This window comes from Nocardia yunnanensis (assembly GCF_003626895.1).
Lineage (GTDB): Bacteria > Actinomycetota > Actinomycetes > Mycobacteriales > Mycobacteriaceae > Nocardia > Nocardia yunnanensis.
Genome location: NZ_CP032568.1, coordinates 4,013,973 through 4,038,321, shown reverse-complemented (window position 1 = coordinate 4,038,321; position 24,349 = coordinate 4,013,973). Strand labels below are relative to the sequence as shown.

General features: G+C 70.4%; 23 protein-coding genes and 1 pseudogene. 8 read left to right on the top strand and 16 right to left on the bottom strand.

Annotation, left to right across the window (positions count from 1 at the left end; genetic code table 11):
* Window positions 1–11: 11 nt before the first annotated feature.
* Both D7D52_RS18935 and D7D52_RS18930 read left to right on the top strand, forming a co-directional pair.
* Window positions 12–770 (top strand): LppM family (lipo)protein, encoded by a 759-nt coding sequence (locus tag D7D52_RS18935; RefSeq protein WP_120738233.1) that lies wholly within the window; start codon window positions 12–14, stop codon window positions 768–770.
* Window positions 767–1,927: a glycosyltransferase family 2 protein gene (locus tag D7D52_RS18930; protein ID WP_120738231.1), complete on the top strand. Its 1,161-nt coding sequence runs from the start codon at window positions 767–769 to the stop codon at window positions 1,925–1,927. The genes D7D52_RS18935 and D7D52_RS18930 overlap by 4 nt, the downstream gene beginning before the upstream one ends.
* Here the strand turns inward: D7D52_RS18930 and D7D52_RS18925 are convergent.
* On the bottom strand, window positions 1,899–2,690 hold the full coding sequence (locus tag D7D52_RS18925; RefSeq protein ID WP_187703009.1) for a hypothetical protein: 792 nt from the start codon (window positions 2,688–2,690) through the stop codon (window positions 1,899–1,901). The two genes, D7D52_RS18930 and D7D52_RS18925, sit on opposite strands and share 29 nt — an antisense overlap.
* A 92-nt stretch (window positions 2,691–2,782) precedes the next feature.
* Entirely contained in the window at window positions 2,783–3,781 is a 999-nt protein-coding gene (locus tag D7D52_RS18920; protein ID WP_120738229.1) for a methylenetetrahydrofolate reductase, read from the bottom strand.
* Window positions 3,782–4,029: 248 nt separating this feature from the next.
* Between D7D52_RS18920 and D7D52_RS18915 the strand changes: the two genes are divergently transcribed.
* The 4 genes from D7D52_RS18915 to D7D52_RS18900 all read left to right on the top strand — a co-directional run bounded on the left by D7D52_RS18915 (window position 4,030) and on the right by D7D52_RS18900 (window position 9,388).
* On the top strand, window positions 4,030–5,154 hold the full coding sequence (locus D7D52_RS18915; RefSeq protein ID WP_120744245.1) for a polyprenyl synthetase family protein: 1,125 nt from the start codon (window positions 4,030–4,032) through the stop codon (window positions 5,152–5,154).
* A 14-nt stretch (window positions 5,155–5,168) separates the two neighbouring features.
* Window positions 5,169–6,782, top strand: coding sequence for a phytoene desaturase family protein (crtI, locus tag D7D52_RS18910; RefSeq protein WP_120738227.1), 1,614 nt, complete (start codon window positions 5,169–5,171; stop codon window positions 6,780–6,782).
* Window positions 6,783–6,848: 66 nt separating this feature from the next.
* Entirely contained in the window at window positions 6,849–8,468 is a 1,620-nt protein-coding gene (locus D7D52_RS18905; protein WP_120738225.1) for an alpha-(1->6)-mannopyranosyltransferase A, read from the top strand.
* Window positions 8,465–9,388 (top strand): phytoene/squalene synthase family protein, encoded by a 924-nt coding sequence (locus D7D52_RS18900; protein WP_120738223.1) that lies wholly within the window; start codon window positions 8,465–8,467, stop codon window positions 9,386–9,388. The genes D7D52_RS18905 and D7D52_RS18900 overlap by 4 nt, the downstream gene beginning before the upstream one ends.
* Window positions 9,389–9,442: 54 nt before the next feature.
* Here the strand turns inward: D7D52_RS18900 and D7D52_RS18895 are convergent, their stop codons facing one another.
* Window positions 9,443–9,811, bottom strand: a complete 369-nt coding sequence (locus D7D52_RS18895) for an Rv2175c family DNA-binding protein (RefSeq protein ID WP_033085868.1) — start codon at window positions 9,809–9,811, stop codon at window positions 9,443–9,445.
* A 92-nt stretch (window positions 9,812–9,903) separates the two neighbouring features.
* On the opposite strand from D7D52_RS18895, the gene pknB reads away from it, so the two are divergent.
* A complete protein-coding gene (gene pknB / locus D7D52_RS18890) occupies window positions 9,904–11,943 on the top strand; it encodes a Stk1 family PASTA domain-containing Ser/Thr kinase (RefSeq protein ID WP_222932644.1) in 2,040 nt (679 codons plus the stop codon).
* 190 nt (window positions 11,944–12,133) lie between these two features.
* On the opposite strand, the gene D7D52_RS18885 is transcribed toward pknB, so the two are convergent.
* On the bottom strand, window positions 12,134–13,522 hold the full coding sequence (locus tag D7D52_RS18885; RefSeq protein ID WP_120738221.1) for a class II 3-deoxy-7-phosphoheptulonate synthase: 1,389 nt from the start codon (window positions 13,520–13,522) through the stop codon (window positions 12,134–12,136).
* A 127-nt stretch (window positions 13,523–13,649) separates the two neighbouring features.
* Between D7D52_RS18885 and D7D52_RS18880 the strand changes: the two genes are divergently transcribed.
* Entirely contained in the window at window positions 13,650–14,147 is a 498-nt protein-coding gene (locus tag D7D52_RS18880) for a polyadenylate-specific 3'-exoribonuclease AS (RefSeq protein ID WP_120744243.1), read from the top strand.
* 63 nt (window positions 14,148–14,210) lie between these two features.
* Here the strand turns inward: D7D52_RS18880 and D7D52_RS18875 are convergent, their stop codons facing one another.
* The 12 genes and pseudogenes from D7D52_RS18875 to D7D52_RS18820 form a co-directional block, all read right to left on the bottom strand.
* Complete coding sequence (locus tag D7D52_RS18875) at window positions 14,211–14,936, bottom strand: lysophospholipid acyltransferase family protein (RefSeq protein WP_120738219.1); 726 nt, start codon at window positions 14,934–14,936, stop codon at window positions 14,211–14,213.
* Between the two features lie 261 nt (window positions 14,937–15,197).
* Complete coding sequence (locus D7D52_RS18870; protein ID WP_120738217.1) at window positions 15,198–16,193, bottom strand: ROK family protein; 996 nt, start codon at window positions 16,191–16,193, stop codon at window positions 15,198–15,200.
* The gene (locus D7D52_RS39245) at window positions 16,190–16,963 is read right to left on the bottom strand and encodes a hypothetical protein (protein ID WP_246023149.1); all 774 of its coding nucleotides are present in this window, start codon (window positions 16,961–16,963) and stop codon (window positions 16,190–16,192) included. The genes D7D52_RS18870 and D7D52_RS39245 overlap by 4 nt, the downstream gene beginning before the upstream one ends.
* Window positions 16,960–18,168, bottom strand: a complete 1,209-nt coding sequence (locus D7D52_RS18860) for an ArsA family ATPase (protein WP_120738215.1) — start codon at window positions 18,166–18,168, stop codon at window positions 16,960–16,962. The genes D7D52_RS39245 and D7D52_RS18860 overlap by 4 nt, the downstream gene beginning before the upstream one ends.
* A gap of 54 nt (window positions 18,169–18,222) precedes the next feature.
* A pseudogene (locus D7D52_RS18855) lies at window positions 18,223–18,357 on the bottom strand (ArsA-related P-loop ATPase); the annotation flags it as partial.
* Window positions 18,358–18,404: 47 nt separating this feature from the next.
* A complete protein-coding gene (locus D7D52_RS18850; protein ID WP_120738213.1) occupies window positions 18,405–18,842 on the bottom strand; it encodes an SRPBCC family protein in 438 nt (145 codons plus the stop codon).
* Between the two features lie 36 nt (window positions 18,843–18,878).
* Window positions 18,879–19,271 carry an SRPBCC family protein gene (locus D7D52_RS18845; RefSeq protein WP_120738211.1) on the bottom strand — a complete coding sequence of 131 codons (393 nt, stop codon included), beginning with the start codon at window positions 19,269–19,271 and terminating at the stop codon, window positions 18,879–18,881.
* Between the two features lie 32 nt (window positions 19,272–19,303).
* Complete coding sequence (locus D7D52_RS18840) at window positions 19,304–20,452, bottom strand: glycosyltransferase family 4 protein (RefSeq protein ID WP_120738209.1); 1,149 nt, start codon at window positions 20,450–20,452, stop codon at window positions 19,304–19,306.
* A gap of 54 nt (window positions 20,453–20,506) precedes the next feature.
* Window positions 20,507–20,941, bottom strand: a complete 435-nt coding sequence (locus tag D7D52_RS18835; RefSeq protein WP_120738207.1) for a VOC family protein — start codon at window positions 20,939–20,941, stop codon at window positions 20,507–20,509.
* A 48-nt stretch (window positions 20,942–20,989) separates the two neighbouring features.
* Window positions 20,990–21,994: a peptidase MA family metallohydrolase gene (locus tag D7D52_RS18830; RefSeq protein WP_120738205.1), complete on the bottom strand. Its 1,005-nt coding sequence runs from the start codon at window positions 21,992–21,994 to the stop codon at window positions 20,990–20,992.
* Between the two features lie 28 nt (window positions 21,995–22,022).
* The gene (locus tag D7D52_RS18825) at window positions 22,023–23,111 is read right to left on the bottom strand and encodes an NlpC/P60 family protein (RefSeq protein WP_120738203.1); all 1,089 of its coding nucleotides are present in this window, start codon (window positions 23,109–23,111) and stop codon (window positions 22,023–22,025) included.
* A gap of 130 nt (window positions 23,112–23,241) precedes the next feature.
* Window positions 23,242–23,871, bottom strand: a complete 630-nt coding sequence (locus tag D7D52_RS18820; protein WP_120738201.1) for a C40 family peptidase — start codon at window positions 23,869–23,871, stop codon at window positions 23,242–23,244.
* Between the last annotated feature and the right edge of the window lie 478 nt (window positions 23,872–24,349).

Below are 24,349 nucleotides of genomic sequence, written 5' to 3'. Positions count from 1 at the left end.
CGAGTCCGAACATGCCGACAGCAGAGGAAACGCCCGAGTCTGTCTCGTCGAAAGACCATCGCGCGCCGTCACGGCGGTGGGTGCGGTTACTGGCGGTGGTCGTGCTCGCCGGGCTGACCGTCCTGCTGACCGGTTGCCTGCGAGTGCAGGTGTCGATGGGCGTCTCCTCCAACGACCGGGTGTCGGGCCGCATCGTCGCGGCGGCCGTCCCGCAGAGCGACAAGGACAAGGGCCCGCAGCTCAAGGCGCCCGACGGGTTGCAGAGCAAGGTGCGGGTGGATTCGTACTCGCAGGACGGATACGTCGGCAGCCAGGTGTATTTCGACGATCTCACCTTCGGTGAGGTGCAGCAGCTGGGTTCGATGTCGGATCAGACCTCCGGCATGTTCAACCTGCAGTTCAACCGCACCGGCGACCTGGTCACCCTGACCGGCCGGGTGGATCTGAAGAGCCTGCCCGCGCAGGGTTCCGACGTGCAGCTGACCGTCGCGTTCCCGGCCCGCGTCGCCACCACCAACGGCACCCGCGACGGCGATTCGGTGGTCTCGTGGAAGCTGCCGGCCGGTGATGTCAGCACCTTGCGCGCGGAAGTCGGTTACGCCGACCCGAATACGCGATCCTTCGCCGGTTGGGCCGGCATCGTGGGCGGCATCACCCTCGCGGTGGCCGCGGTGGTCGCGGTGCTGGCGTACATGACTCGCAATCCCGATCCGCCGGCGTATGTGCGCGCGGCCCGCTGGCTGCGCCCCGATCGCACCAAGGTCCGATGACCCCCGCCGCGCGGGTGGTGGCAGCCGGCAGCGCCGTCGCCGCCCTCGGCGCGCTCACCGCCCTCGCGAATCGCCTGACCGTCCGGCGGCTGCGGCCGCCCGACGCGCCCGTCACCGAGCCGGTCACCGTGTTGATCCCGGCCCGCGACGAAGCCGACCGCCTACCGGAGCTGATCGCCGATCTGCGTGCGCAGCAGGGCCTCTCGGATCTGGGCGTGCTCGTCCTCGACGACGGCTCCACCGACGACACCGCCGTCGCCGCGCTGGCCGCCATCGGCGACGACGACCGATTCTTCCTGTCCCGCACCGAGTCCGAGCCCGCGCCCGGCTGGACCGGCAAGACCGCCGCCTGCGCGCGGCTGGCCGCCCTCGCCTCCGGCGAGGATGTGCTGATCTTCCTCGACGCCGACGTCCGGCTCGCACCGCACGCGCTGGCCGCGGCCGTGCGGGAACTACGCAGGGCGAACGCGGCGCTCGTGTGCGCCTGGCCCACCCAGCTGGCCGTCTCCCCGGCCGAACACCTGGTGCAGCCGCTGCTCGGCTGGTCGTGGGCCTCGACTCTGCCTGTCGCACTGGCGAATCGGCTGCGCCGCCCCTCGATGGCGGTGGCATGCGGGCAGTTCCTGGTGTTCGACGCCGCCGCGTATCGCGCGCTCGGCGGCCACGCCGCGGTGGCGGGCGCGGTGACCGAGGACCTCGCCATCGCCCGCGCCCTGCGCCGCGACGGCCACCGGACCGCCCTGGTCGCGGCGGGCGGGCAGGCGCGAACCCGGATGTATCGCGGCACGTCCGAACTCGCCGAAGGCTATACGCGCTGGCTGTGGTCGGCGTACGGCGGCCGGGCGGGCAGTCTCGCCGTCGGTTCGCTTGCGGCACTGGCGTTCTGGGTGCCACCGGTCGCGGCGATCTGCGGGCGCGGGCGGGTGCGGCGCCTCGGGCTGGCCGGCTACGGCGCCGCGGTGACCGGACGCCTGCTGGCCCGCTCGACCGAGACCGGCGCCGCCCCGACCGGCGCGGAGGTGGTTGCGGCGCTGGCGCATCCGCTGTCGGTGGCCGCGTACCTGGGCCTGTCGCTGCGCTCCCATCGCGCCCACCGCCGCGGCCGGCTGCGCTGGAAGGGCCGGGCGGTCACGACACCGTCGTCATCCCGACCGTAGGCAGGAACAGGCAGGTGTTCGAGCCGTTGCGCACCGTGCCGAACATCGCCGCCAGCACCGTGCCGGAACCGGTGTCGACCGGGACCGCCCGCACACCGCCGACCGGGAGCGCGGCCATGAAATAGTCGCGCACGGCCTGTTCGACCATGGGCCGCAACTCGTTCGGCACCTGCGGCGGAATCATGGCGTCGAGCACCTGGCTGATCGGGCCCATCGGCGCCAGCCCGCCGCGCCCCGAGGTCAGATTGACCCACGCGACCTGCATGCCGGCGGTGTCGGCGCCGTCGCGGCCGATGCCGTAGGGGACGAAGGCGAACATGGTCTGCCCGGCCTTGACCGCCGAAAGATCCAGGCCCGGAATCGACACCGCGTAGCGCGGCCACGGGCCGGGAATGGCGCCCGCGACCGCCGGGGCCAGGCCCAGGGTGGTACCGCCGAGGCAGAAGGGCGAGGCGGTCGGGAACAGGAAGGGCTGAATGCCCAACGCCTGCAAGCCGTCCACCGTCTGCCCGTACGCCGTCAGCCAATCCGACGGCGCGGCCGCGGGGCTCGTCCCCGCGGGCGTCACCGCGCCGGTGTTCTCGCCCGCGCGGGCGATGGCGGCCAGCGCGGCGGCGGCCTCGTTGCTGAGCTGGACCGCCGGATCAGGGTGGGCCGGATCGGCGGCGGCGGGCCCGGCCAGCGTTGCCGGGCCGGTTGCCGCGACCACGGCGCAGACGCCGAATACGCCTGCGACACGGACGAGGTGCTGGAACACGGACATGGGTTGCTCCCCTCGAGGTCACGAGTCGAGGGCGACGCTACTCCGCTGACCAGCGAACAACCGATATTCAGCCCGGCAAGTCGGTCGGACGTTCAGGCGTGCGCGGGGGCCGGGGACATGGTGTAGCCCAGGTTCGCCAGCACTTCGCCGGTGGCCTTGGCGAAATTCAGGGTGATGAAATGCAGGCAGGGCGCGCCCTCGGCGATGAGCCGCTCGGCGATCTCGGTGGCGATCTCGATGCCGACCTCGCGCACCGCCGCCCGATTCTCCTCGGGACCGTCGCCCGCCGCCCGGTGCAGCCGCTCCATCACCCGGGCGGGCAGCGGCCGGCCGCACAGTTCCACCGCGCGCTCGACGGTGCGCAGCGAGGTGATCGGCATGAGCTCGGGAATGATCGGCTTCGCGCCCTCGACCGGATCGCAGGCGATGGCCCGATCCCGCAGGCGCAGATAGTGCTCCGGGTCGAAGAACATCTGGGTGATCGAATACTCCGCGCCCGCACGCAGTTTCGCCACCAGGTAGCGGGTGTCGTCGTCCAGGTTGTCCGAGCGCGGATGCCCCTGCGGGAACGAGGCCACGCCCACGTGGAAATCGCCCAGGTCGCGCACCATGCGCACCAGGTCCTCGGCGTATTCGACGCCCTCGGGATGCTTGACCCAGTCCCCCAGCACATCGCCGGGCGGATCGCCGCGCAACACCAGCAGATTGCGGATGCCGGAGTCGGCGTACGCGCCGACGATCGAGCGCAGTTCGGCGACCGAGTGGTCGACCGCGGTCAGATGCGCGACCGTCAGCAGCGTGGTCTCGCGCGCCAGCTGCCCGGTGACCCGGATGGTGCGGTCGCGGGTGGAACCGCCCGCCCCGTAGGTCATGGACACGAAGGCCGGATGCAGCCGCTCGAATTCGCGGGCGGCCCGCCACAATCGCGCCTCACCGGCGGCGTCACGTGGCGGATTGAACTCGACCGAGAACGGAATCGACCCGTCGGGCCGCGGGCCCAGCTGCTGGACCACGGAGCGAGTTCCAGACACCTGCGGTGTGCGGGAAACTCGGCCAGGGGTCGAATATCCCCGTACATTGTCGAAACTCACGCCGACATTTTACGGGGCACGCACCGGCCCCGGACCCCGCCCTGCGCCTGTCCCAGCAGGTGGGACCGGTGCGCGCCCCCGCGCGCGGTGACCGCCGGCCGCCGCGGCGGGATCGGCACGACCGATTCCCGGGCCCGGATCGGGGCTTGGGTATTGTCGGGAGCGAATCCCGCGCGGCTCGAGCGGTTCGCGTTCGGGTCGGCTCCGGGGGAAGCAGACCAGCGGGCTCAACCGCCCCCACGGCACTCATCAAGGAGGCTCCCCTGTCCGCCGGACCAGGTACCCCGACGCGCCAGCCGGTCGGCGCGGGATCGCTCGTCGCCGCCGTCGAGGACCGCCTGACCGCCTTCTTCCGCACCCGGGAGCCGATCGTGGCGCCGCTCGGGCCGGTGTTCGTGGACGCGGCGCGGGCCTTGGAGGACTTCGTGATCCGCGGCGGCAAGCGCACCCGCCCGTCCTTCGCGTGGACGGGCTGGCTGGGCGCGGGCCGCGGCGCCGACGATCCAGACGCCGACGCGGTGCTCACCGCCTGCTCGGCGCTCGAGCTGGTGCAGGCGTGCGCGCTGATCCACGACGACATCATCGACTCCTCGCGCACCCGGCGCGGATTCCCGACCGTGCACGTGGATTACGAACAGCGGCACCGGGATCGGCGCTGGTCGGGTGACAGCGATCACCACGGGGTCAGCGTTGCGGTGCTGATCGGCGATCTGGCGCTGGCCTGGGCCGACGACATGACCCGCGACGCCGGCCTGCCCGCCGACGCCGCCGCCCGCTTCGCGCCGGTGTGGGCGGCCATGCGCACCGAGGTGCTGGGCGGGCAGCTGCTCGACATTCACGGCGAATCCGCCGGTGACGAGACCGTCGAGGCGGCGCTGCGCATCAACCGCTTCAAGACCGCCGCCTACACCATCGAACGGCCGCTGCACATGGGCGCCGCGCTGGCGGGGGCCGGACCCGAATTGGTCGCCGCCTACCGGGAATTCGGCACCGATATCGGCATCGCCTTCCAGCTGCGCGACGATCTGCTCGGCGTGTTCGGCGATCCGGCCGTCACCGGCAAGCCGTCGGGTGACGATCTGCGCGAGGGCAAGCGCACCGTGCTCATCGCCGAGGCGCTGCGGCGCGCCGACGCCACCGCCCCGGCGGCGGCCGGCCTCATTCGCGCCGGGCTCGGCACCGACCTCACCCCCGAGCAGGTCGCCGAATTGCGTACGGCCCTCACCGAACTCGGTGCGGTCGACGCCGTGGAGAAACGCATCGGCGTGCTCACCGATCAGGCGCTGACCGCGCTCGAGGCCAGCACCGCCACCCCCGACGCCAAGCGGCAGCTGCGCGCCATGGCGCTGGCCGCCACCGCGCGCGCGTACTGATCCGCGGGGCCGGCATGAAAACTGTTGCGGGACCGGTCGATCGGGTGGTCGTGGTGGGCGCGGGACTGTCCGGGCTGGCGGCGGCGCTGCACCTGGTGGGCGCCGGACGGCAGGTGACGGTCCTCGAACGCGACGACCGCCCCGGCGGACGCGTCGGCGCCTATCGCGGACCCGACTACGAGATCGACTCCGGGGCAACGATTCTCACCCTGCCCGAGTTGATCGACGAGGCGCTCGGCGCGGTCGGGCACACCCGCGAATCGGTCGGGCTGCGCATTCTCGATCTGGCCCCGGCGTACCAGGCCCGGTTCGCGGATGGCTCGGTGATCGGCGTGCATTCCGACGAGACGGCCATGGCCGCCGAACTCGCACGCGTGCGCGGCCCCGAGACCGCGCGCCGCTACCGGCGACTACGCGGTTGGCTGCGGGCCGTGTACCAGGCCGAATTCGAGCAGTTCATGGACACCAACTTCGATTCCCCGCTGGACATGGTGCGCGTTCCCGCCAAGCGCGACGCCCTGGCACGGCTGGTGCGGCTGGGCGCGTTCGGGCGGCTCGGCCCGAAAGTCGGCCGCCTGGTGGGGGATTCGCAGGTGGCCCGGCTGTTCAGCTTCCAGGCGTTGTTCGCGGGCATGGCCCCGAATCAGGCGCTGGGCGTATACGGCGCCATCCCCTATATGGACACCTGCCTGGGCGTCTACTACCCCGAGGGCGGGATGCGCGCGATCGCCGCGGCGCTGGCGCGCGCGCTCACCGACGCCGGCGGGACCCTCGAGCTGCGGGCCGACGTGACCGGCATCGACTATCGGGGCCGCCGGGCGCGCGCGGTGCGGACCGCGGACGGACGCGTCTTCGACTGCGACGCCGTCGTGGTGACCGCCGACCTCGGCTCGCTGCCGCGCTTCGGACTGCGGCATCGGCGCGGACTGCGGGCCTCCCCGTCGGCGGTGGTGGCGCACGGCACCATTCCCGCCGACGTCACCCGCGACTGGCCGGTGCGCGCGCACCACACCATCGACTTCGGGCGGGAATGGGATCGCACCTTCGCCGAGATCGCGGCCCGGCCCGGCCGGGGCGCCCTCATGAGCGATCCGTCGTTGCTGCTGACCCGGCCCGCGCTCACCGATCCGGGCCTCTATCTCGAGCGGCCCGGCGGCCACATCGATCGTGACGGACACCTGCGCGAGACCAGGCGCTACGAGCCGCTGTCCCTGCTGGCCCCCTGTCCCAATCTGGCCGCCGCGCCTCTGACCTGGGAGCAGCTCACCCCGTTCTACCTGCGCGAACTGCTCGAGACGCTGGAAGAGCGCGGCTACCAAGGGATTTCGGAGCACTTCCGCATCGACCATGTCGACACCCCGCACACCTGGAAAGCCAAGGGCATGCTCGCGGGCACCCCGTTCTCGGCCGCGCACCTGTTCCGGCAGACCGGTCCCTTCCGCACCCGAAACCTGGTGCGCGGCCGCGCGAATGTCGTGCTCGCGGGCTCGGGCACGGTGCCCGGCGTCGGCGTGCCGACCGTGCTGTTGTCGGGCAGACTGGCCGCGGAGCGCCTGCTCGGCGACCTCCGACATGCCGGGGCGCGATCACGTGACTCCGGGGCGGTGGCATCGGTGCGCAAGCACTAGACTGACCGGCGTCCACAATCCGAACGCGGCTGCCGCCGCCGACCTTTCCGGGGGGAACGACCGCCTATGCCGACCCCCGATACGGAAGCCGCCCCCGCTCCCGACACCGCGCAGCGCATCTCCGCGCCGCGGGTCCTCGCCGACGGCTCCGCATCGCACGGCTGGATGAGCAGTGCCGCCGACTTCGTTCGCGGCCCGGCCGGTCACTCGGCCACGCTCGGATTCTTCGGTGCGTTACTGATCACCTTCGGCGGCTTCGGCGCGGGCAGCGTGCGGCGCAACGACCCACTGCTCGAGGCCATGCACCTGTCGTGGCTGCGCTTCGGGCACGGGCTGGTGCTGTCGTCGGTGTTCGTGTGGATCGGCGTGATCGCCATGATCACCGCGTGGGTCCGGCTGGGCCGCATCGTGATCGGCAAGCAGCCGGGCACCGAGGTGACCATCGCCGAACTGCGCGCCATCGTCGGCGTCTGGATCTTCCCGCTGCTGTTCGCGGTGCCCATGTTCAGCCGCGACGCCTATTCGTATCTGGCGCAGGGCGCGATGCTGCGCGACCACATCAACCCGTACGTGTACGGGCCGGTGGAGTTGAAGGCCAATGCCGCGGTGGTGCTGGACAATGTGAGCCCGGTGTGGCTCACCACCACCGCGCCCTACGGGCCGATCTTCCTGCTCATCGGGCGCGCCATCACCACCATCACCGGGGACAACGTGGTCGCGGGCACCATCGCGCTGCGACTGGTCATGCTGCCCGGGCTGGCGCTGATGGTGTGGGCGGTACCGCATCTGACCAAACATCTGGGCGGCAAGCCCACCACCGCGCTGTGGCTGGCGGTGCTCAATCCGCTGGTGCTCATTCATCTCATCGGCGGCGTGCACAACGAGATGCTCATGGTCGGGTTGATGGCCGCGGGCATCGCGCTGGTGCTCGAGCATCATCACGTGTGGGGCATCGTGGTGGTCGCCATCGGTGTCGCGGTGAAGGCGACCGCGGGCATCGCGCTGCCATTCCTGGTATGGATCTGGATCATTCACGAACGCGAACGCCGGGCCGCGCAGCACGAGGGCGATCTGCCGCATCCCATGCTGACCTTCGCCAAGATCAGCGCGCTGGGGGTGGCGGTCTTCGCGGCCGTGTTCGGCACGGCGACCCTGCTCACGGGCCTGCGTGATCACCAAATCGGCTGGCTCACCGCGCTGTCGGGCTCCAACAAGATCATCAACTGGTTGTCGCTGCCGACCGTGCTGGCGCACATGGTCACCTGGGTGACACCGCTGCGCATGGAATCGGTACTGGGCGTGACCCGTCCGCTGTGCGAAGCGGTCATGGTCAGCATCCTGCTGTGGGCCTGGTGGCGCTTCCGCAACAGCGAGAAGGAGGCCGTGTTCGGCATCCTGGTCGCGTTCGTGGCCATCGTGATCCTGTCGCCGGCCGCACTGCCCTGGTACTACTCGTGGCCGCTGGCCCTGGCCGCCGGCTTCGCGCTGTCCACCACGACCCTGCAGGTGCTGGTCGGCGTGTGCACCTGGCTGATGCTGGTGTTCCAGCCGGACGGGTCGATCGGGCTCTACGACTGGGTGCACGTCGCCCTGGCCACCTTCGCGGCGGTGGTGGCGGCGCTGTCGTTGTCGACCGTGGACCCGCTGAAACTGCGTGCGGCCCACCCGCACCCGGCCCCCGCGTGACCACACTCGAACGCGCCTACCGGGACTGCCGCCGCATCGCCGCCGCCCACGGACGCACCTACTTCCTGGCCACCCGGCTGCTGGAACCCGAGCGAAGACCGGCCGTGCACGCGCTCTACGCGTTCGCGCGGCTGGTCGACGACATCGTGGACGCGGCCGACGCGCCCGGCCGGGCAGGCGAATCCGCGGCGCGGCTCGATGCGATCGAACACGAACTGCGGGCCCGGCTGGTCGACGCGCCCCTGGAGGTCCCCGACGGGCCGCAGGCGCGGGCGCTGCTCGCGGTGTCGGACACCATCCGGCGGTATTCGATTGCCGCCGAGCACTTCTGGGTGTTCCTCGACTCCATGCGCATGGACATCCCGGGCGGACCGCACTACCGCGACCGCTACGCGAGCATGGCCGAACTGCGCGAGTACATGCGCGGTTCCGCGGCCGCCATCGGATTGCAATTGGTGCCGGTGCTGGGCACCGTCGTCCCCGTCGCCGAGGCCGAACCGGCCGCCGCCGCCTTGGGAGAAGCGTTCCAGCTCACCAATTTCCTGCGGGATATCGGCGAGGATCTCGATCGCGGGCGCGTGTATCTGCCCGCCGACGAATTCGCGGCATTCGGGGTGGACGCCGAACTGCTGTCGCACTGCCGGGCATCCGGGCGCACCGATCCGCGGGTGCGGCGCGCACTCGCGCATTTGATCGCGATCAACCGGGGCGTCTATCGCCGCGCGATACCCGGCATCGAATTGCTCACCCCGCGTGTGCGCCCCGCCATTCGCACCGCCGCCACGCTGTACGGCGGAATTCTCGACGAGATCGAACGCGCCGACTACGCGGTGTTCACCCGGCGGGCGGTGGTGCCGCAACGTCGTCGATTGCGTGTCGCGGCACGCGAATTGCTGGCGGTCGGTCCCCTGCGGAACTGACCGCCATCGATGCGCGGGCCCGGTGCCGCCGGCACCGGGTTGTCGAGGAGGTTGCTAGAACGGGTCGGCCGCGGCCCGGCGGATCACCTCACGGGCGAGCGGCCCGTGAATGGCGTCGATGGGACGGCCGGGCAGGGATTCGTCCTCGGTGTAGATCCATTCGAGGATTTCCTCGTCGGTGTATTTGCCGTCACGCATCACCGTGATCAAACCGGTCACGTGTTTGGCGACGGCTCCGGTGGAGTCGAAGAACTCCTTCGGGATTCCGGCAACGCCGTCGCGGCGGACGGCGATTATCTGATGGTCGCGCAGCATCTGATGCACTCGCGTGACCACCATGCCCAACTGCTCGGCCACGTCGGGCAGCGGGATCAGGGTCACCGAATCCGGCAGGACGTCTTCGCTGCAAGGAAAGGCACTCACGCGGACAACGGTAGTCTCTCGCGTCGCCACCGTCGCATACCACCCCGGCGCGACTACCATCGGGTGAGCCGCGCCGGGCGGCATTCGCAGAAATGGAAGGGTTGCAGTTGATCGGCCAGATGCTGGAAGGGCGCTACCGCATCGACGCGCCGATCGCGCGCGGCGGCATGTCCACGGTGTTCCGGGGGGTGGACACCAGATTGGACCGACCCGTCGCCATCAAGGTGATGGATCCGAAATTCGCGTCCGACCCGCAATTCCTCACCCGCTTCGAACTCGAGGCGCGCGCGGTGGCCAAACTCAAGCATCCCTCGCTGGTCGCGGTCTACGACCAGGGCGTGGACGGCGACCATCCGTTCCTCATCATGGAACTCGTCGAGGGCGGCACCCTGCGCGAGCTGCTGCGCGAACGCGGGCCCATGCCCCCGCACGCGGTGCGCGCCGTCGCCGAACCTGTGCTGGCCGCCATCGGCGTGGCGCACGCGGCCGGGCTGGTGCACCGCGACATCAAACCCGAGAACGTGCTCATCTCCGATTCCGGCGAGGTGAAGATCGCCGACTTCGGCCTGGTGCGCGCGGTCGCCGAGGCGAAGATCACCTCCGACAGCGTGATTCTCGGCACCGCCGCCTACCTGTCGCCCGAACAGGTCACCAGCGGCACCGCCGACGCGCGCAGCGACGTGTACTCCGCGGGCGTGCTCATCTTCGAAATGCTCACCGGCCGAACCCCGTTCACCGGCGACAACTCGCTGTCCATCGCCCTGCAGCGCGTGGAGAAGGACGTGCCGAGCCCCAGCCGGTTCATCACCGGGGTGCCCCCGGAGATCGACGAGCTGGTCGCGCACGCCACCGCGCGCGAGCCCATGCACCGCTATGCCAATGCCACCGAGATGGCGGGCGAATTGCGGCGCATCGCACGGGAATTGCAACTGCCCGAGTATCGGGTGCCCGCGCCCACCGAATCCGCCGAGCACCTCAGCACCAAGTACCGGGTCGCGGCCGCGCCGCCGCAGCCGGTAGCTCAGGCGGCGCGGGCCATCCCGGGGGCGGCGGATCTGACCACCCGACTACCCGCCGACCCGCCGACGGTGAAGGTGCAGCCGCAGGCCCAGCACACCCGGGTGATGACGGCCGCACGGGAACTGCCGCCGGAGTATCGGCACGACTACGCGGCTTCGACGGCTCGGGCGCCGCAGCCGCCGCACGGACCGCCGGGCACCCACAGCTATCAGTCGGATCTGATCGAGGATCGCGGCAAGTCGCGGCGCAAGGTGATCATCTGGCTGGGCATCGTGATCGCGCTCGGGCTGCTGCTGGGTATCGGCGGCTGGTGGCTGGGGGTCGGCAGATATTCGGCGGTGCCGTCCATCGCGGGCATGAACACCGACAAGGCGATCAGCACGTTGCAGGGCGCGGGCTTCAAGACCGAGACCCGCCAGAAGGCGTCGGACACCATCCCGGTCGGCAATGTGGTCGGCACCGACCCGGCCGCCGGGAGCCGGATCACCAAGGGCTCACTGGTGGCGGTGCTGGTGTCGAGCGGGAAACCGAAAGTGCCGGATGTGCAGGCGGGACAGGACGTCCAGGCGGTGAACAAGGCCATCAGAGACGCCGGCCTGACGCCCGTGGACGGCGGCGAGATCGGCAGTAGCGCGCCGAAAGGCACTGTCGCCAAGGTGGATCCGGGATCGGGCACCGTCCTGCCGGCCAATGCGCAGGTGAAGGTCTATCGCAGCAAGGGCTCGCTGCCGGTCAAGGTGCCCGACGTGCGCGGCAAGACCGAGGACGAGGCCAGAACGGCATTGCAGAAGGCCGGACTGACCGTCAGCTCCACCCGAGATCAGTTCGACGGCAAGGTGAAAGCCGGTTCGGTGGTCGGCACGGATCCGGCGGCGGGCAGCAGCGCGGAATCGGGCACCGGCGTCGTGCTGCTGGTCAACAACGCGGTGGATATGCCGAATCTGCTGGGCGCCAACGTCTCCACCGCCCGCACCAAACTCCAGGCCCTCGGACTCTCGGTCTCGGTCCGCCAGCTGGCCAACAACGACAGCTCGATCATCATCTCCCAGAGTTCCGCCCCCGGCGACGCGGTCGAACCCGGCGCCACCATCACCCTGGTAGCGATACCGTAACCGCCTCCCCGCGACTTCAGCGGGCAACAAAGAGCCGTCGACCGTCCCACCTCCGGACTTGCGGCAAGATTCGACACCGATTGTGGCCGTCCCCGACGAGTTACCCTCATCGCAGCGAAATCAGTTGTCACTCTTGGAAACGAATGAGCCCGGGCCGCTCCTGCGGCCCGGGCTCTGTCGTATCGCGTTCCTAGCGCAGCATTTCCGCGACCAGGAACGCCAGCTCCAGGGACTGCTGGGTGTTGAGGCGGGGGTCGCAGGCCGTCTCGTAGCGCTCCTCGAGGTTGAGGTCGGAGATGTCCTGGGCGCCGCCGAGGCATTCGGTGACGTTCTCGCCGGTGAGCTCGATGTGCAGGCCGCCCGGGTGGGTGCCCAGCGCGTGATGCACCTCGAAGAAGCCCTGCACCTCGTCGACGATGCGATCGAAGTGGCGGGTCTTGTAGCCGGTGGTCGCCTCGTGGGTGTTGCCGTGCATGGGGTCGCACTGCCAGATCACCTGGTGGCCGGTGGCCTGCACCTTCTCGATGATGGGCGGCAGCACGTCGCGGACCTTGCCGTTGCCCATGCGCGCGACCAGGGTCAGGCGACCGGGCTCGTTGTTGGGGTCGAGGCGCTCGACGTATTCCACCGCCTGGTCGGGCGTGGTGGTCGGGCCGATCTTGAGACCGATCGGGTTGGCGATCAGCTCGGCCAGGGCGACGTGCGCGCCGTCGAGCTGGCGGGTGCGCTCGCCGATCCACAGGAAATGGGCCGACAGATCGTAGAGCACCGGCTCACCCGTGACGGGATGCTCGCTCAGGCGCAGCATGGCGCGCTCGTAGTCGAGGACCAGCGCCTCGTGGCTGGCGTACAGCCGCGCCGAGGACAGGTTGGGATCGTTGACGCGGCAGGCGTTCATGAACGCGAGCGCGCGATCGATCTCGGTGGCCATCTGCTCGTAGCGGGCGCCGGCCGGCGACTGCGCCACGAACTCGCGGTTCCAGTCGTGCACCTTGTGCAGATCCGCCATGCCGGCGGAGGTCAGCGCGCGCACCAGGTTCATCGCCGCCGACGCGTTGGCGTAGGCGCGCACCAGGCGCGACGGATCGTGTTCGCGCAGACCGGCTTCGGCGACCAGCGAGTTCACCATGTCGCCGCGGTAGGACTTCAGGCCCAGCGCGTCGGTGTCGGCCGACCGCGGCTTGGCGTACTGGCCCGCGATCCGGGCCACCTTCACCACCGGCAGGCTCGCGCCGTAGGTCAGCACCACCGCCATCTGCAGCAGGGTGCGGATATTGCCGCGAATATGCGGCTCGGTGTTGTCGGCGAAGGTCTCCGCGCAGTCGCCGCCCTGCATGAGGAACGCTTCACCGCGGGCCACCTCGGCCAGCCGCAGCCGCAGCTCCTCGACCTCGGCGGGAACGCAGATGGGCGGCACGGACTCCAGCACGGTGCGCATCTTGGCGGCCTGCTCGGGATCCCAGGACGGCTGCTGTAGCGCCGGGCGAGCGAGTGCGTCGTCGAGGCGCCGACGGAGCTCGGCGGGCAGCGGAGGAAGTTCCGGCAAGCGATCGATCGGTACGTCGACGGTCCAGTTCACGAGTCAAGAATACGGATCGGTCTTGGTGCGGCGGACCACCCCCAGGGCTGAGATCGCTCACCCCGTCGCGCCGTATGATCAGCGCGGACCCATTCCCCGAGCTCGAGGTCAGGAGCGAACCATCTCACTGCGGTACTTTTACGACTCGGAATTCATCGAGGACGGCAAGACCATCGACCTCGTCTCCCTCGCGGTGGTGTGCGAGGACGGACGCGAGTTCTACGCGGTGTCCACCGAATTCGATCCGGAGAAGGCCGGGCCGTTCGTCCGCCGCAACGTCCTGCCGAAGCTACCGCCGCCCTCGTCGCCGCTGTGGCGTTCCCGGCAGCGCATCCGCGACGACCTCTACAAGTTCCTGGTCCCGCGCGCGGGCGTCGAGCCGGAGCTGTGGGCGTGGGTCGGGGCGTACGACCATGTGGCGCTGTGCCAGCTGTGGGGTTCCATGGTGGACCTGCCCAACGCGCTGCCGCGCTACACCAACGAGCTGCGCCAGCATTGGGATCAGCACGGCCGGCCGCCGCTGCCGCCGGTGCCCAAGGACGCGCACGACGCGCTGGCCGACGCCCGCCACAACCTGGCCAAGTTCGAGGCGATCGAGTCGTACCGGCGACTGCACGCCTCGTGAGGCTGCCCGGACGACGAAGGCCCCGAGCGAATCTCGCTCGGGGCCTTCGTGGTTCGCGGGTGGTCAGCCCGCCATGGTCTGGGGGATGCGGTCCTCGTCGGGGCGGCTGCCGGAAGGCACGCCCTTCTTCAGGCTCGCGGCGTAGACGTCGACGTATTCCTGGTCGCCCATCCGCATGAGCTCGTACATGATCTCGTCGGTGACGGCGCGCTCGACGAAGCGGTTGCCGCCCATGCCCTCGTAGCGCGAGAAGTCGATGGGGGCACCGAATTTCACGGTGACCTTGCGCGGCCGCCAGCGGAAGGGACCGGGCGGGCACACCTCGTCGGTGCCGATCAGGGCTACCGGGATCACCGGCACTCCGGTCTCCAGGGCGAGGCGTGCCACACCGGTCTTGCCCTTGTAGAGGCGACCATCCGGGGAGCGGGTGCCTTCGGGGTAGAGCCCGACCAGGCGGCCCTCACCGAGCAGTTTGCGCGCGGTGTTGAGGGCGGATTCGGCCGCGTCCGCACCGGACCGGTCGATCGGGTACTGGCCGGTGCCGGAGAAGAAGAACTTCTGCAGCCGGCCCTTGAGACCCGGAGTGGTGAAGTATTCGGCCTTGGCCAGATAGGTGATCCGGCGCGGGCTCATGAGCGGGGTGAACAGCCAGTCGGTGAACGACAGATGGTTGCCGGCCAGAATGGCCGCGCCCTTCGGTGGGATGTTCTCGACGCCCTCAACCTTCGGCCGGTTGATGAGATGCATCAGCGGCCCCACCAAGACGTACTTCAGCAGCCAGTAGAACATTGCGTCCTTTCCCCTGTTTCGATACCCGGGACCGGCCTCGTTGCGGGCACCACTACTGCTTGCCCACCCTACCGCCGACACAACTACGTGACCAACCCGCATGGACTGGATTCTCGATACCGCCTCCCCGAAACTTCAGCGGACGGCCGAGAGCCGTTGCCAGTCCCACACCCGTGCCGGCGGTCAGGCGCCGAACCGATCTCAGGCGTCCCCGACGAGTTACCCCCATCGGCGCCAAATCAGTTGCCGAGTAGGCAACGGTCAGCGATGCGCCGCGACCCCGTTCTGGCTGACCAGCACTGCCGCGCGGGCCAACTCGGCCGCGCCGATCATGCCCGCGGCCTCACCGAGCTGGGCGGTGCGGATGCGCGCGAGGCGGCGGTGCCGGGCCCCGGTGATGGAGGCCGCGTAGTGCTCGCGCGCGTCGTCGAGGAACTGCGGGGCCGAACTGCCGACGCCGCCGGCGACCACGATCAGATCCGGGTCGAAAAGGTCACTGACGAAAGCCAGTCCGAGGCCGAGCCAGCGCGCGAAATCGGCCAGCACCTCGAGGGCGACCGGGTCCCCGTCCTGGGCCGCGCCCGCCACCCGGCGGCCGGTCAGCGAACCCGGGTCGCGGCCGGATTCGCGGGCCAGCAGGGTCGAGCGCTGCGGATCGGTGGCCAGCAGTTCGAGCGCGGTGTCCACCAGCGCCGTTCCGCTGCAATACCTTTCCCAGCAGCCCCGCTTGCCGCAGGGGCAGGCGCGGCCGTTCGGCACCACCGTCAGATGCCCGAGTTCCGGTGCGACACCGTAGCTTCCGCGATACAGCTGCCCGTTGATCAGCAGGGCCGCGCCGATGCCGGTGCCGATGGCCACCAGCACCACATTGCGCCCGCCCGCCGCCGCGCCGAAGCGGTATTCCGCCCACAGCGCCGCATTGGCGTCGTGCTCGAGGATCACCGGCAGCCCGAGCCGGTCGGTGAGCCGCTGCGCGACCGGCGCGTCCTCCCACGGCAGATGCGGGGCGAAGCGCACGGTGGCGCGGTCCTCGTCCACGAACCCGGCGACCGCCAGGCCGACCGCGCCGATGGCGTGCCGGCCGCTCAGCTCCCGCACCGCGCGGGCCAAGCCGTCCTCGAGGGCGCGCGCGGAATGCGGGGTCGGGGCGGTCACGGTGTCGAGCACCTCGCCCGACCCGTCCACCACGGAGGCCCGAATGTTCGTGCCGCCCACATCGATACCTACGGTCAGCGGCACATCCTCACCGTCCCTCATCCCTTGATGGTCACGTCGATGGGCGTGTACTTGGCCCGGCGCGCACCGGGAGCCCGGTCGTGCGATCCGGCAGCACCGTCGCGCGGGACGGCGGCGTCTTCGCGCGGGGCGGCAGCGCCGTCGTGCGCGGCGGCAGCACTGCCTTGCGCCGCGGCGGTGCCGTGCTGCGCACCGGACGCGTTGCCGCCGTGCTGGTTTCGCGTCGCCGCCCGGCCCTGCGCGCCGGCCAGGAAGCGGGTGAACACCGCGGCCAGTCCCGCGCCCGGGGCGTGCGTACGGCTGGCGGACGCGGATTCCTGTGCGGCCCAAGAAGTTTCGCCCGCACCATTGGACTCACCGGCACCGGCCGGTTCCGCGTCACCACGCGCGGCCGCGTAGGCGTCGGCGAACGGCCGATCCGCGAAAGCGCTTGCGGCGGCGGACATGTGCCGATGCCAGGCGTGATACTCCGGCGAATCCGGGTCCAGTTCGGGCGGAATCACCGGTTCCACCGGCACCCCCGCCAGCGCCTCACGCAGCACGGTGACGATGGCGGTGCCGTGTTCGGCGATGGCCGCCACCACATCGTGGTGTTCGCCGCGCACGATGGCCGCGGCCGCGCAGACCGGACACCAGCTGCAGCTGGCCCATTCGGTGCGCCCGTCGGAGGCGGTGCGGCGCAGCACCGGTTCGACGCGTTCGAGGACGGCCTCGGCGAGCAGCCGCAGTTCCTCGGCGAATTCGCCGAGGTTCTCGTCGGGGTGGCCGGGACGGGTGTGGGTGGTGGTCATTTCGGCCAGACCTGCGGGTCGGGCCGGAAGCGGATGACCAACTGGTCGCCGTCGAGTTCGGCGGTCTCGACCGTGCACCGCCGCAATACCGGGGCCAGCCGCAAGCGTCGCCGGACCCCGTCCGCTCCCACGATCAAATCGTCCTCCACTCGTCCCAGCCGCAGGGTCGACGGATCGACCACCGGCAGATGCATGCGCATCGCGAACACCGAGTGCACGCCCGCACCCGACTCGAGTCGCACCATCGGCTCGGCGGGGACGGGCAGCACACCGTCCGCATCTGTGCCAAGCATAGGGATCGGCGGCCCGCCCACCCAGTCACCACTCGCGTCCACCGCGTAGGACAGCGCCGCCAGCGAACTCAGGCCCACCGGTTCGGCCCCGGCGTGGCCCACCACCCGCACCGCGACGCCGCGCAGCCGCTCCCGCAGCCGGCCCACCACGTCGAGTTGCTCACCGCGCCGGTTGAAATACCACTGCACCGCCGGATGCGACGGCCCGGCCGGGCCGGGAGGCGGCAGCTCCGGCAGCACCTTGTTGACCAGCACCGCGTCCAGCCGCAAGCCCAAAAGCGCCGCCGCCGACCGCACCCGCGCCGACTCCGCCACCGCCACCTGCTCGGGAGCGGTCACCAGCCGGGCGCCCGTGCGGGTCCGGTCCGCCAGCAGATCGCGAGCCTCGCTCACGGCCTGCACGATCTGTTCCACGGTCACCGCCAGCACCGCCTTGCGGAAGTCGGTACCGATCGCCTCGAATGTTCGCGCATGCGCGGGCCATACCCGTTCCACGTACCCGAGCAACGTGTCCGGCGCGGTGACGATGCGCAGCATGTCCGCCGACGGCGGGCAGTCCACCACGATCGCATCCCAGCGGCCGTCCTTCGCGAACTGGGTGATCTCGAGCAGCGCGAGCAGCTCCTGCACGCCCGGCAGTCCGGTCAGTTCGGCGGGATCCAATGCGCCCAGGTCGAACCCGTGCTCGTGCCCGGCCCCGGACACCATGAGCAGCACCTGCCGGAACCGGTCCTCCAGCAGCGCAAGCGAATCCACCTCGATCACATCGAGCGCCGGTGCGGGACCGCCGGATTGCGGCGGCGGGGCGGCCGCCGCGGTCCACGCGGACGCGCGGCCGTGTTCGACACCGCCGAATCCCGGTCGAGCACTTCCGAATCCGGGCGAATAGACCGGGTCCGGCGGCTGGAACATCGGCAGCGGGATGCTCGCGACCTCGGCCTCGGCCGCTCCGCCGTGGCGGAGCCGGAAGCCGAGGGCGTCACCCAGGGAATGCGCCTGGTCGAGGGAGGCCAGCAGGACGCGCCGGCCGGCGCGGGCGTAGGCGAGGGCGGTGGCGCACGCCAGCGTGGTCTTCCCGACGCCACCCTTGCCGATGAACAGCTCGACGCGGGTGGCGGGACGCGGCGACGTTTCGGTACCGCTGGGACTCAGCCTTCGACCCGTTTCTTGAGTTCCTTGAGGGCGGTGTCGGTGATGACCTTCTCCGCCTTGCGTTTGAACATGCCGATCATCGGGATGTTCAGATCCACGGTCAGCTCGTAGACGACCTGGGTGGCGCCGTCGGGCAGGGCGATCAGCTCGTAGGTGCCGTCCTGCGCCTTCTGCAGGTCACCGCTGACCAGGCTCCAGCTCACCGCGCGGCCGTCGGGCCGCCAGGTGTAGGCCAGTGTGTAGGTGTCCTTGACGACGCCGGCGTCGAGGACGAAGCGGGCGGTGCGGGCGCGGCCGTCGGGCAGCTTCTCCAGCACCTCCACCGAGCGGGCCGCGGCGACCCATTCCGGATACGACTCCAGGTCGGCGATGACGGCCATCACTCGGTCCGAGGGGGCGTCGATCACGATCGACCGCTGAGTTCGATCGGCCATGGGCGGCAACGCTTCCTTTCTTGTGAGCCGACAGCTCTAGTGGGCGGCGGCGGGCGCGACCCCGGCCTTGCGTCCGGCCTCGAGCCGGGCCTTGATCTCGAACGACATCACCTTGCCGGCGACGCGGCGGGCCCGGTTCAGCGCCAGCAGCTCTCGCCCGGACATACCCTCGACGCCGCCGCGCGGTTCGGCGTGCATGAAGAAATGCAGGATCACACCGTCCAGCATCGGCTCCAGCCAGACCTCCATGGTCCCGTCCGCACCGCCGCTGACGGTCCAGCGAATCCCCTTGTCCCCCCGCTCTTCCCGCACCTGCAACTGCAGGTCCGGCCACCACCGCCGCCACCGGGCACGATCGGCCAGCACCTCGGCCACAGCCGAACCCGGCGCGGCAACGAAAGTCTGATCGGCAACCTGGATACTGCTCACGCGGCTGAGCCTAGCGCAGGACGGTTGCCGACTCAGACTCGCGCCGAGCGGGGCCCGGCCAGCAGTTCCTGCAATCTGGTGCCCATCAGGTCCCAGCGCCATTGCTGCTGGACCCAGGCGCGGCCGGCCGCGCCCATGGCGGCGGCTCGGTCGCGGTCGGAGAGGATGTCGACGATGGCGTCGGTGAGGGCGGTGATGTCGCGGCCGCCGACGACACGGCCGGTCTCGCCCTCGCGGACGGTTTCGGGGGCGCCGCCCGAATCACCGGCCACCACCGGCACTCCCGAGGCGGAGGCCTCGAGGAACACGATGCCCAGGCCCTCCACGTCCAGGCCGAAACCGCGGGTGCGGCACGGCATGGCGAACACGTCGGCGAGGGTGTGGTGGGCGGCGAGTTCCTTCGAGGGCACGCGGCCGGTGAAGACCACGTCGTCCTGCAATCCCATGGCCTGCGCGAAGGCGCGCAGCTTCTGCTCGTACGGCCCGCTGCCCGCGATCACCAGCACCGCCCCGTCGATCCGCTTCTTGATCTCGGGCAGTGCGGTGATCAGCATGTCCTGGCCTTTGCGCGGCACCAGCCGCGACAGGCACAGAATGGTGGGCCGCTCCCCCAGCCCGTAGCGGGCGCGAAGTTCGGCGCGGGCGGCCGGATCCGGCCTGAAGGTCTCGGAATCCACGGCGGGCGGCAGATATTCGAGCGCCGACTGCGCCCCGAACGCCGAGGCGAAGCGCCGCCGCGTGTATTTGCTGACATAGGTGACGACATCGGTGTGATCGCCGATCACCCGCAACGCCTGCCGGGCGGCGGGCAGCATCGACCACCCCACCTCGTGCCCGTGCGTGGACGCGATGATCCGCTCGGCCCCCGCCTGCCGCAGCACCGGCGACAGCAGCGCCAGCGGCGCGGCCGCCCCGAACCACACCCGATCGCATTTCTCGTCGCGCATCAGCTTCTTGGCGCGCCGCGCCACCAGCGGCGTCGGCAGCATCAGCGTGGTCGGGTGCCGCACCACCTGAAACGGCTGCTCGGCGTCGAACTTCCAGTGACTGTCCCCGCGCCAACGCGGCGCGTACACCACCAGCTCGTCGGCGGGCAGCTGCAGGGCGAGCGCGTGCAGATACGACTGAATCCCACCCGGTCGCGGCGGGAAATCATTGGTAACCAGCAGAGTTCGCCCCATGCCCCAAACCTACTGCACCGCACCCACCGCCACCCCGAACGCCCGCGGACGCGCTCAGTCCAGACAGAACTCGTTGCCCTCGACGTCCTGCATCACCAGGCACGACTCGTTGAAGCCGTCGGCGAGCAGCAATTCCACCCGGACCGCGCCGAGCGCGATCAGGCGCGCGCACTCCGCCTCGAGCGCCGCGACGCGTGCGGCGCCGACGAGCCCGGTGCCGACCCGCACATCCAGATGCACCCGGTTCTTGACGACCTTGCCCTCGGGCACCCGCTGGAAGAACAGTCGCGGCCCCGCACCCGTCGGGTCGACGCAGGCGAACGCCGAACCCTGCCGCTCCGGCGGCAGCGACCGATCGAATTCGTCCCAGCCGGCGAAACCCGGAGGCGGCGGCGGGACGACATAGCCCAGCACCTCGCACCAGAAGCGCGCCACCCGTTCGGGTTCCTCGCAGTCGAAGGTGATCTGGACCTGCTTGACCGACGTCATCGGTCCACCATAGGGCGCGCCCGCCGCCCCCGGCGACACCATTTTCGGCTACGCGCCCGCCGCAGTGCGAGTGTTGATCCAGGCGCGCCACTCGGTGACGAGGTCGGGGTAGGCGGTGCCCAGGGTGGTACGGAAGGCGGTGTCGACGGCCGCGTGATCCTTGGGGCCCGAGGCCAACTGTCCGTACAGGGCAACGAGTTTCGCGTCGCCGAAGCGGTCGGCGACGAACGCGCACACCGACCACGCCTGCTCGTAGGCGAGCGAAGCCTGGCCGCTGCCGGGGTCGAACGCGGCGTCGGCCGGCAGGTCGGCGGGCAGGTCACCGGCGCGGGCCCGAGTGGTGACGGTGGGCGCGATCTGGGCGACGGGCTGGTGCAGGCCGCGATGCGCGGTGTATTCGGCGGCCCCCTCGAGCATCCACAGCGGCGAGCCATCGACAGTGATCTTGCGGGTGGCCAGGTGGGTCAGCTCGTGCCGCAGCACCGAGCGCAGCCCGTCCGCGCCCAGCCGCCGCCCGGCCTGGGGGCCGAAAACAACGCGCTGACCGGTCAATTCGGCGCCCGGACGGATCGGGTCCGCGACCGTGGAGGCCGCGACCTCGGCGGGGACGTCGCCGACCGCGTGGGTAAGGGCCGCGAATTCGGCTGGGCTGGAGGCGACCACGACGACCGGCGCCTGATTCCACCCCGCACCCCACAGATCGGTGACGGCGGACGTGGCGGCGGCGAGTTCGCCGGCCAGCACATTCACGTCGTCGCGCTGGGCGGCGTGGCCGAGCACGATGCCGACGCGACCGGATCCGGTGGCCACCGGATCGCTCACCGGCTTCCCGTAATACCCCATGGTCTGCTTCACCACGGGCACTTGCGGATCCGTCGCGGCGAGCCCGCCGGAGTCCGGCGCCACCGCGCGCAGGGCCGGCAGCACCGAGTTCGGCAGCATGAGCAGCGCACCGCAGGCGCCGGTCAGGCTGGTCACCATGACCACGGTGGCGACGAACTGGAATCGCCGCCGCGCCGACAACCAGCCGCGCACCCGCCGGACCGCGCTCATTGCCACCTCGTCTCTCGACCGGTTCGGGTCAGAACCGGCGCGCCGAATTGAACGGTGTGGAGCCCATCGGCGCGACCTGCACGGGAACGCCGAATGTCGAAGCGTGCAACATCAATCCATTGCCCGCGTAGATGCCCACATGCGAGATGTCAGAGTAGAAGAAGACGACATCGCCGGGCTGCAGGTCCTTCTCGGCCACGGGCGTGCCGAAGGTGGACTGCTGCTGACTGGTTCGCGGCACGTTCTTGCCGACCTGATGAAACGCCCACTGCACCAGGCCGGAGCAGTCGAACTGGTCGGGGCCGGTCGCGCCCCAGACATAGGGATCGCCGACGCGGGTCAGACCGGCGGCCAGCGCGCTGGTGCCGGACCCGGGCACCAGACCCTCGAGCAGGCTGTCGCGATCGAAGCCGGGCGGGAACATGGATCCCGCGAGCGCGGACTTGTCACCGGCGGAGAGCTGCCCCCACGCGGCGATCACCCCGGCCATGGAGCCTTGCAGCGCAGCGCGTTTGGCCTCCAGATCCGAGCGCACGGCGTCGGCGGCATTGCTGGCGGCGCGGGCGGTGTCGGCGGCGGCGCGGGCGGCGGTCTCGGCGGCGGTGGCCGCGTCGGTGGCCTTCTGATATTGGCTCAGTTGATCATTCGTGCGCGCGCCCACCAGATCCACGATCGACATCTGATCGAGCAGCTGCTGCGGCGAGTTGCTGACCAGTAGCGAAGTGAGCCGGTTGGTGCGGCTGCCGAGCAGCGCGGAGCTGGCGGCGCGATCGATGACCGGCCGGAAGCGGGCGATGTCGGCCTTGGCCGCGTCCAGCGCGGCGGCGGCGTCGGCGGCCTGCTTGTCGGCCGTGGCGGCGGCGGCCTCCTTGGCGTCCAGATCGGCCTGCGCGTTGAGCGCCTGCTGATTGAGCTGCTCGGATTGCCGCGACAGGTCGATGAGCCGCTGCACCGCTTCCCCGGCGGTGGCCGGCGCGGCGACCGGGTCGGCGGCCGCGGGTCCGAGCCCGCAGGTGCCGTAGGTGCCGATCAGCAGGGCGCCTGCCGTGAGGGCTCCACCGACCAGTCGTCTGGTTCGCTGACTGTGTGTCCGAAGAGGTCGCTGCTGCGCTGCCACCGCTGGTGTCGTCCCGTTCTCTTACCCCAAGCCGGTCAAGAAGGTCTCGAATAGATTACGAAACGGCGACCGTCTGTGTCCAGCAGGCCACGGAAGCATTACGGTCGCCGCGTCGAAATCCGGGCGTCGATCAGACGCGGACCGCACCCGCGAACGGCATCGACGCGATCGAGGCGACCGCCACCGGCTGGCCCGCGGTGGACGCGTGCACGACATTGCCGTCGCCGATGTAGATGCCGGAGTGGCTGCCGCCGTAGAACGACACCACGTCGCCCGGCTGCAGGTCGTTGTAGGACACCGGGGTGCCCGCGCCGGCCTGCTCGTAGCTGGTGCGCGGCAGGCTGACACCGGCCTGCGCGTAGGACCACTGCACCAGACCCGAGCAGTCGAAGGCGTTCGGACCGGAGGCGCCGTACACGTACGGGTCGCCGATGCGGCTCATGGCGGCGTCGACCGCGGCCTGGTGCACATTGTTCTGCGGGGCCGGGGCGCCCGGGCCGGGGCCCTGCGGGGTGATGATGCCCGGGATCTCGGGGATGTTCACCGGGATGGACGCCGGGGCGCCCGGAATGGCCGGCAGCTGAATCTGATCCGGGACGTCGAAGACGCCGACCGGGGTGTTGACCGGCTGGGCCGACGCCGGAGTCGCGGGCAGCAGCAGCGCACTCAGCGTGGCAGCGCCGACGGCTCCGGCCGCTGCGGCACGGCGCGCGGTGCGCTGGATGCCCCGGACCTGTCGCTTGGAGGAGGTGGTCGCCATGGTGAGGTACTTCCAATCTGCCCCGCGACGCCGCACCCGGTGGTGCGTCGGACTCCGCGAGGTCTCAGGAAGATTACGAGGACATAACGGTGCTTTGTAAAGCCGAGCCGGTCGGTCCGTGACTCGAAATTGTTACGCGGCCCTATTTCGGTGCGACTGACGTCACAGCAATCACGAAACGATAACAGCGGCCGTTTTCGCGTGAGCGTCCTAGTGGCTACCGGCTGGTAGCAAACAGGCGACCAGAGCCCCCTCCACCTCGACGGATTCCGAATAACACGAGGTCAAAGCCATGACCCTCGACCTGGGGATCTGCGACACGCTCGAGCGACACGCCCGACCGCAGGACAGTGGGGCAGCATGCGGCGGACCAAGATCCGAACCGGACGGCCCCTTCATCAAAATTGATCCACAATCCGAATTAATGTGACCCTGATCACAAATTGGCATACTTCCGCAAATCGGGGATTGCACCTCG

What these genes read in the sequence shown, in the direction of transcription:
- D7D52_RS18830 (WP_120738205.1), bottom strand. Translation starts at nt 21,994, where the DNA reads ATGAGCGCGGTCCGGCGGGTGCGCGGCTGGTTGTCGGCGCGGCGGCGA.
- D7D52_RS18925 (WP_187703009.1), bottom strand. Translation starts at nt 2,690, where the DNA reads ATGTCCGTGTTCCAGCACCTCGTCCGTGTCGCAGGCGTATTCGGCGTC.
- D7D52_RS18930 (WP_120738231.1), top strand. Translation starts at nt 767, where the DNA reads ATGACCCCCGCCGCGCGGGTGGTGGCAGCCGGCAGCGCCGTCGCCGCC.
- D7D52_RS18850 (WP_120738213.1), bottom strand. Translation starts at nt 18,842, where the DNA reads ATGGCCGATCGAACTCAGCGGTCGATCGTGATCGACGCCCCCTCGGAC.
- pknB (WP_222932644.1), top strand. Translation starts at nt 9,904, where the DNA reads ATGGAAGGGTTGCAGTTGATCGGCCAGATGCTGGAAGGGCGCTACCGC.
- D7D52_RS39245 (WP_246023149.1), bottom strand. Translation starts at nt 16,963, where the DNA reads ATGACCACCACCCACACCCGTCCCGGCCACCCCGACGAGAACCTCGGC.
- D7D52_RS18905 (WP_120738225.1), top strand. Translation starts at nt 6,849, where the DNA reads ATGCCGACCCCCGATACGGAAGCCGCCCCCGCTCCCGACACCGCGCAG.
- D7D52_RS18840 (WP_120738209.1), bottom strand. Translation starts at nt 20,452, where the DNA reads ATGGGGCGAACTCTGCTGGTTACCAATGATTTCCCGCCGCGACCGGGT.
- D7D52_RS18860 (WP_120738215.1), bottom strand. Translation starts at nt 18,168, where the DNA reads ATGTTCCAGCCGCCGGACCCGGTCTATTCGCCCGGATTCGGAAGTGCT.
- crtI (WP_120738227.1), top strand. Translation starts at nt 5,169, where the DNA reads ATGAAAACTGTTGCGGGACCGGTCGATCGGGTGGTCGTGGTGGGCGCG.
- D7D52_RS18835 (WP_120738207.1), bottom strand. Translation starts at nt 20,941, where the DNA reads ATGACGTCGGTCAAGCAGGTCCAGATCACCTTCGACTGCGAGGAACCC.
- D7D52_RS18875 (WP_120738219.1), bottom strand. Translation starts at nt 14,936, where the DNA reads ATGTTCTACTGGCTGCTGAAGTACGTCTTGGTGGGGCCGCTGATGCAT.
- D7D52_RS18820 (WP_120738201.1), bottom strand. Translation starts at nt 23,871, where the DNA reads ATGGCGACCACCTCCTCCAAGCGACAGGTCCGGGGCATCCAGCGCACC.
- D7D52_RS18935 (WP_120738233.1), top strand. Translation starts at nt 12, where the DNA reads ATGCCGACAGCAGAGGAAACGCCCGAGTCTGTCTCGTCGAAAGACCAT.
- D7D52_RS18870 (WP_120738217.1), bottom strand. Translation starts at nt 16,193, where the DNA reads ATGAGGGACGGTGAGGATGTGCCGCTGACCGTAGGTATCGATGTGGGC.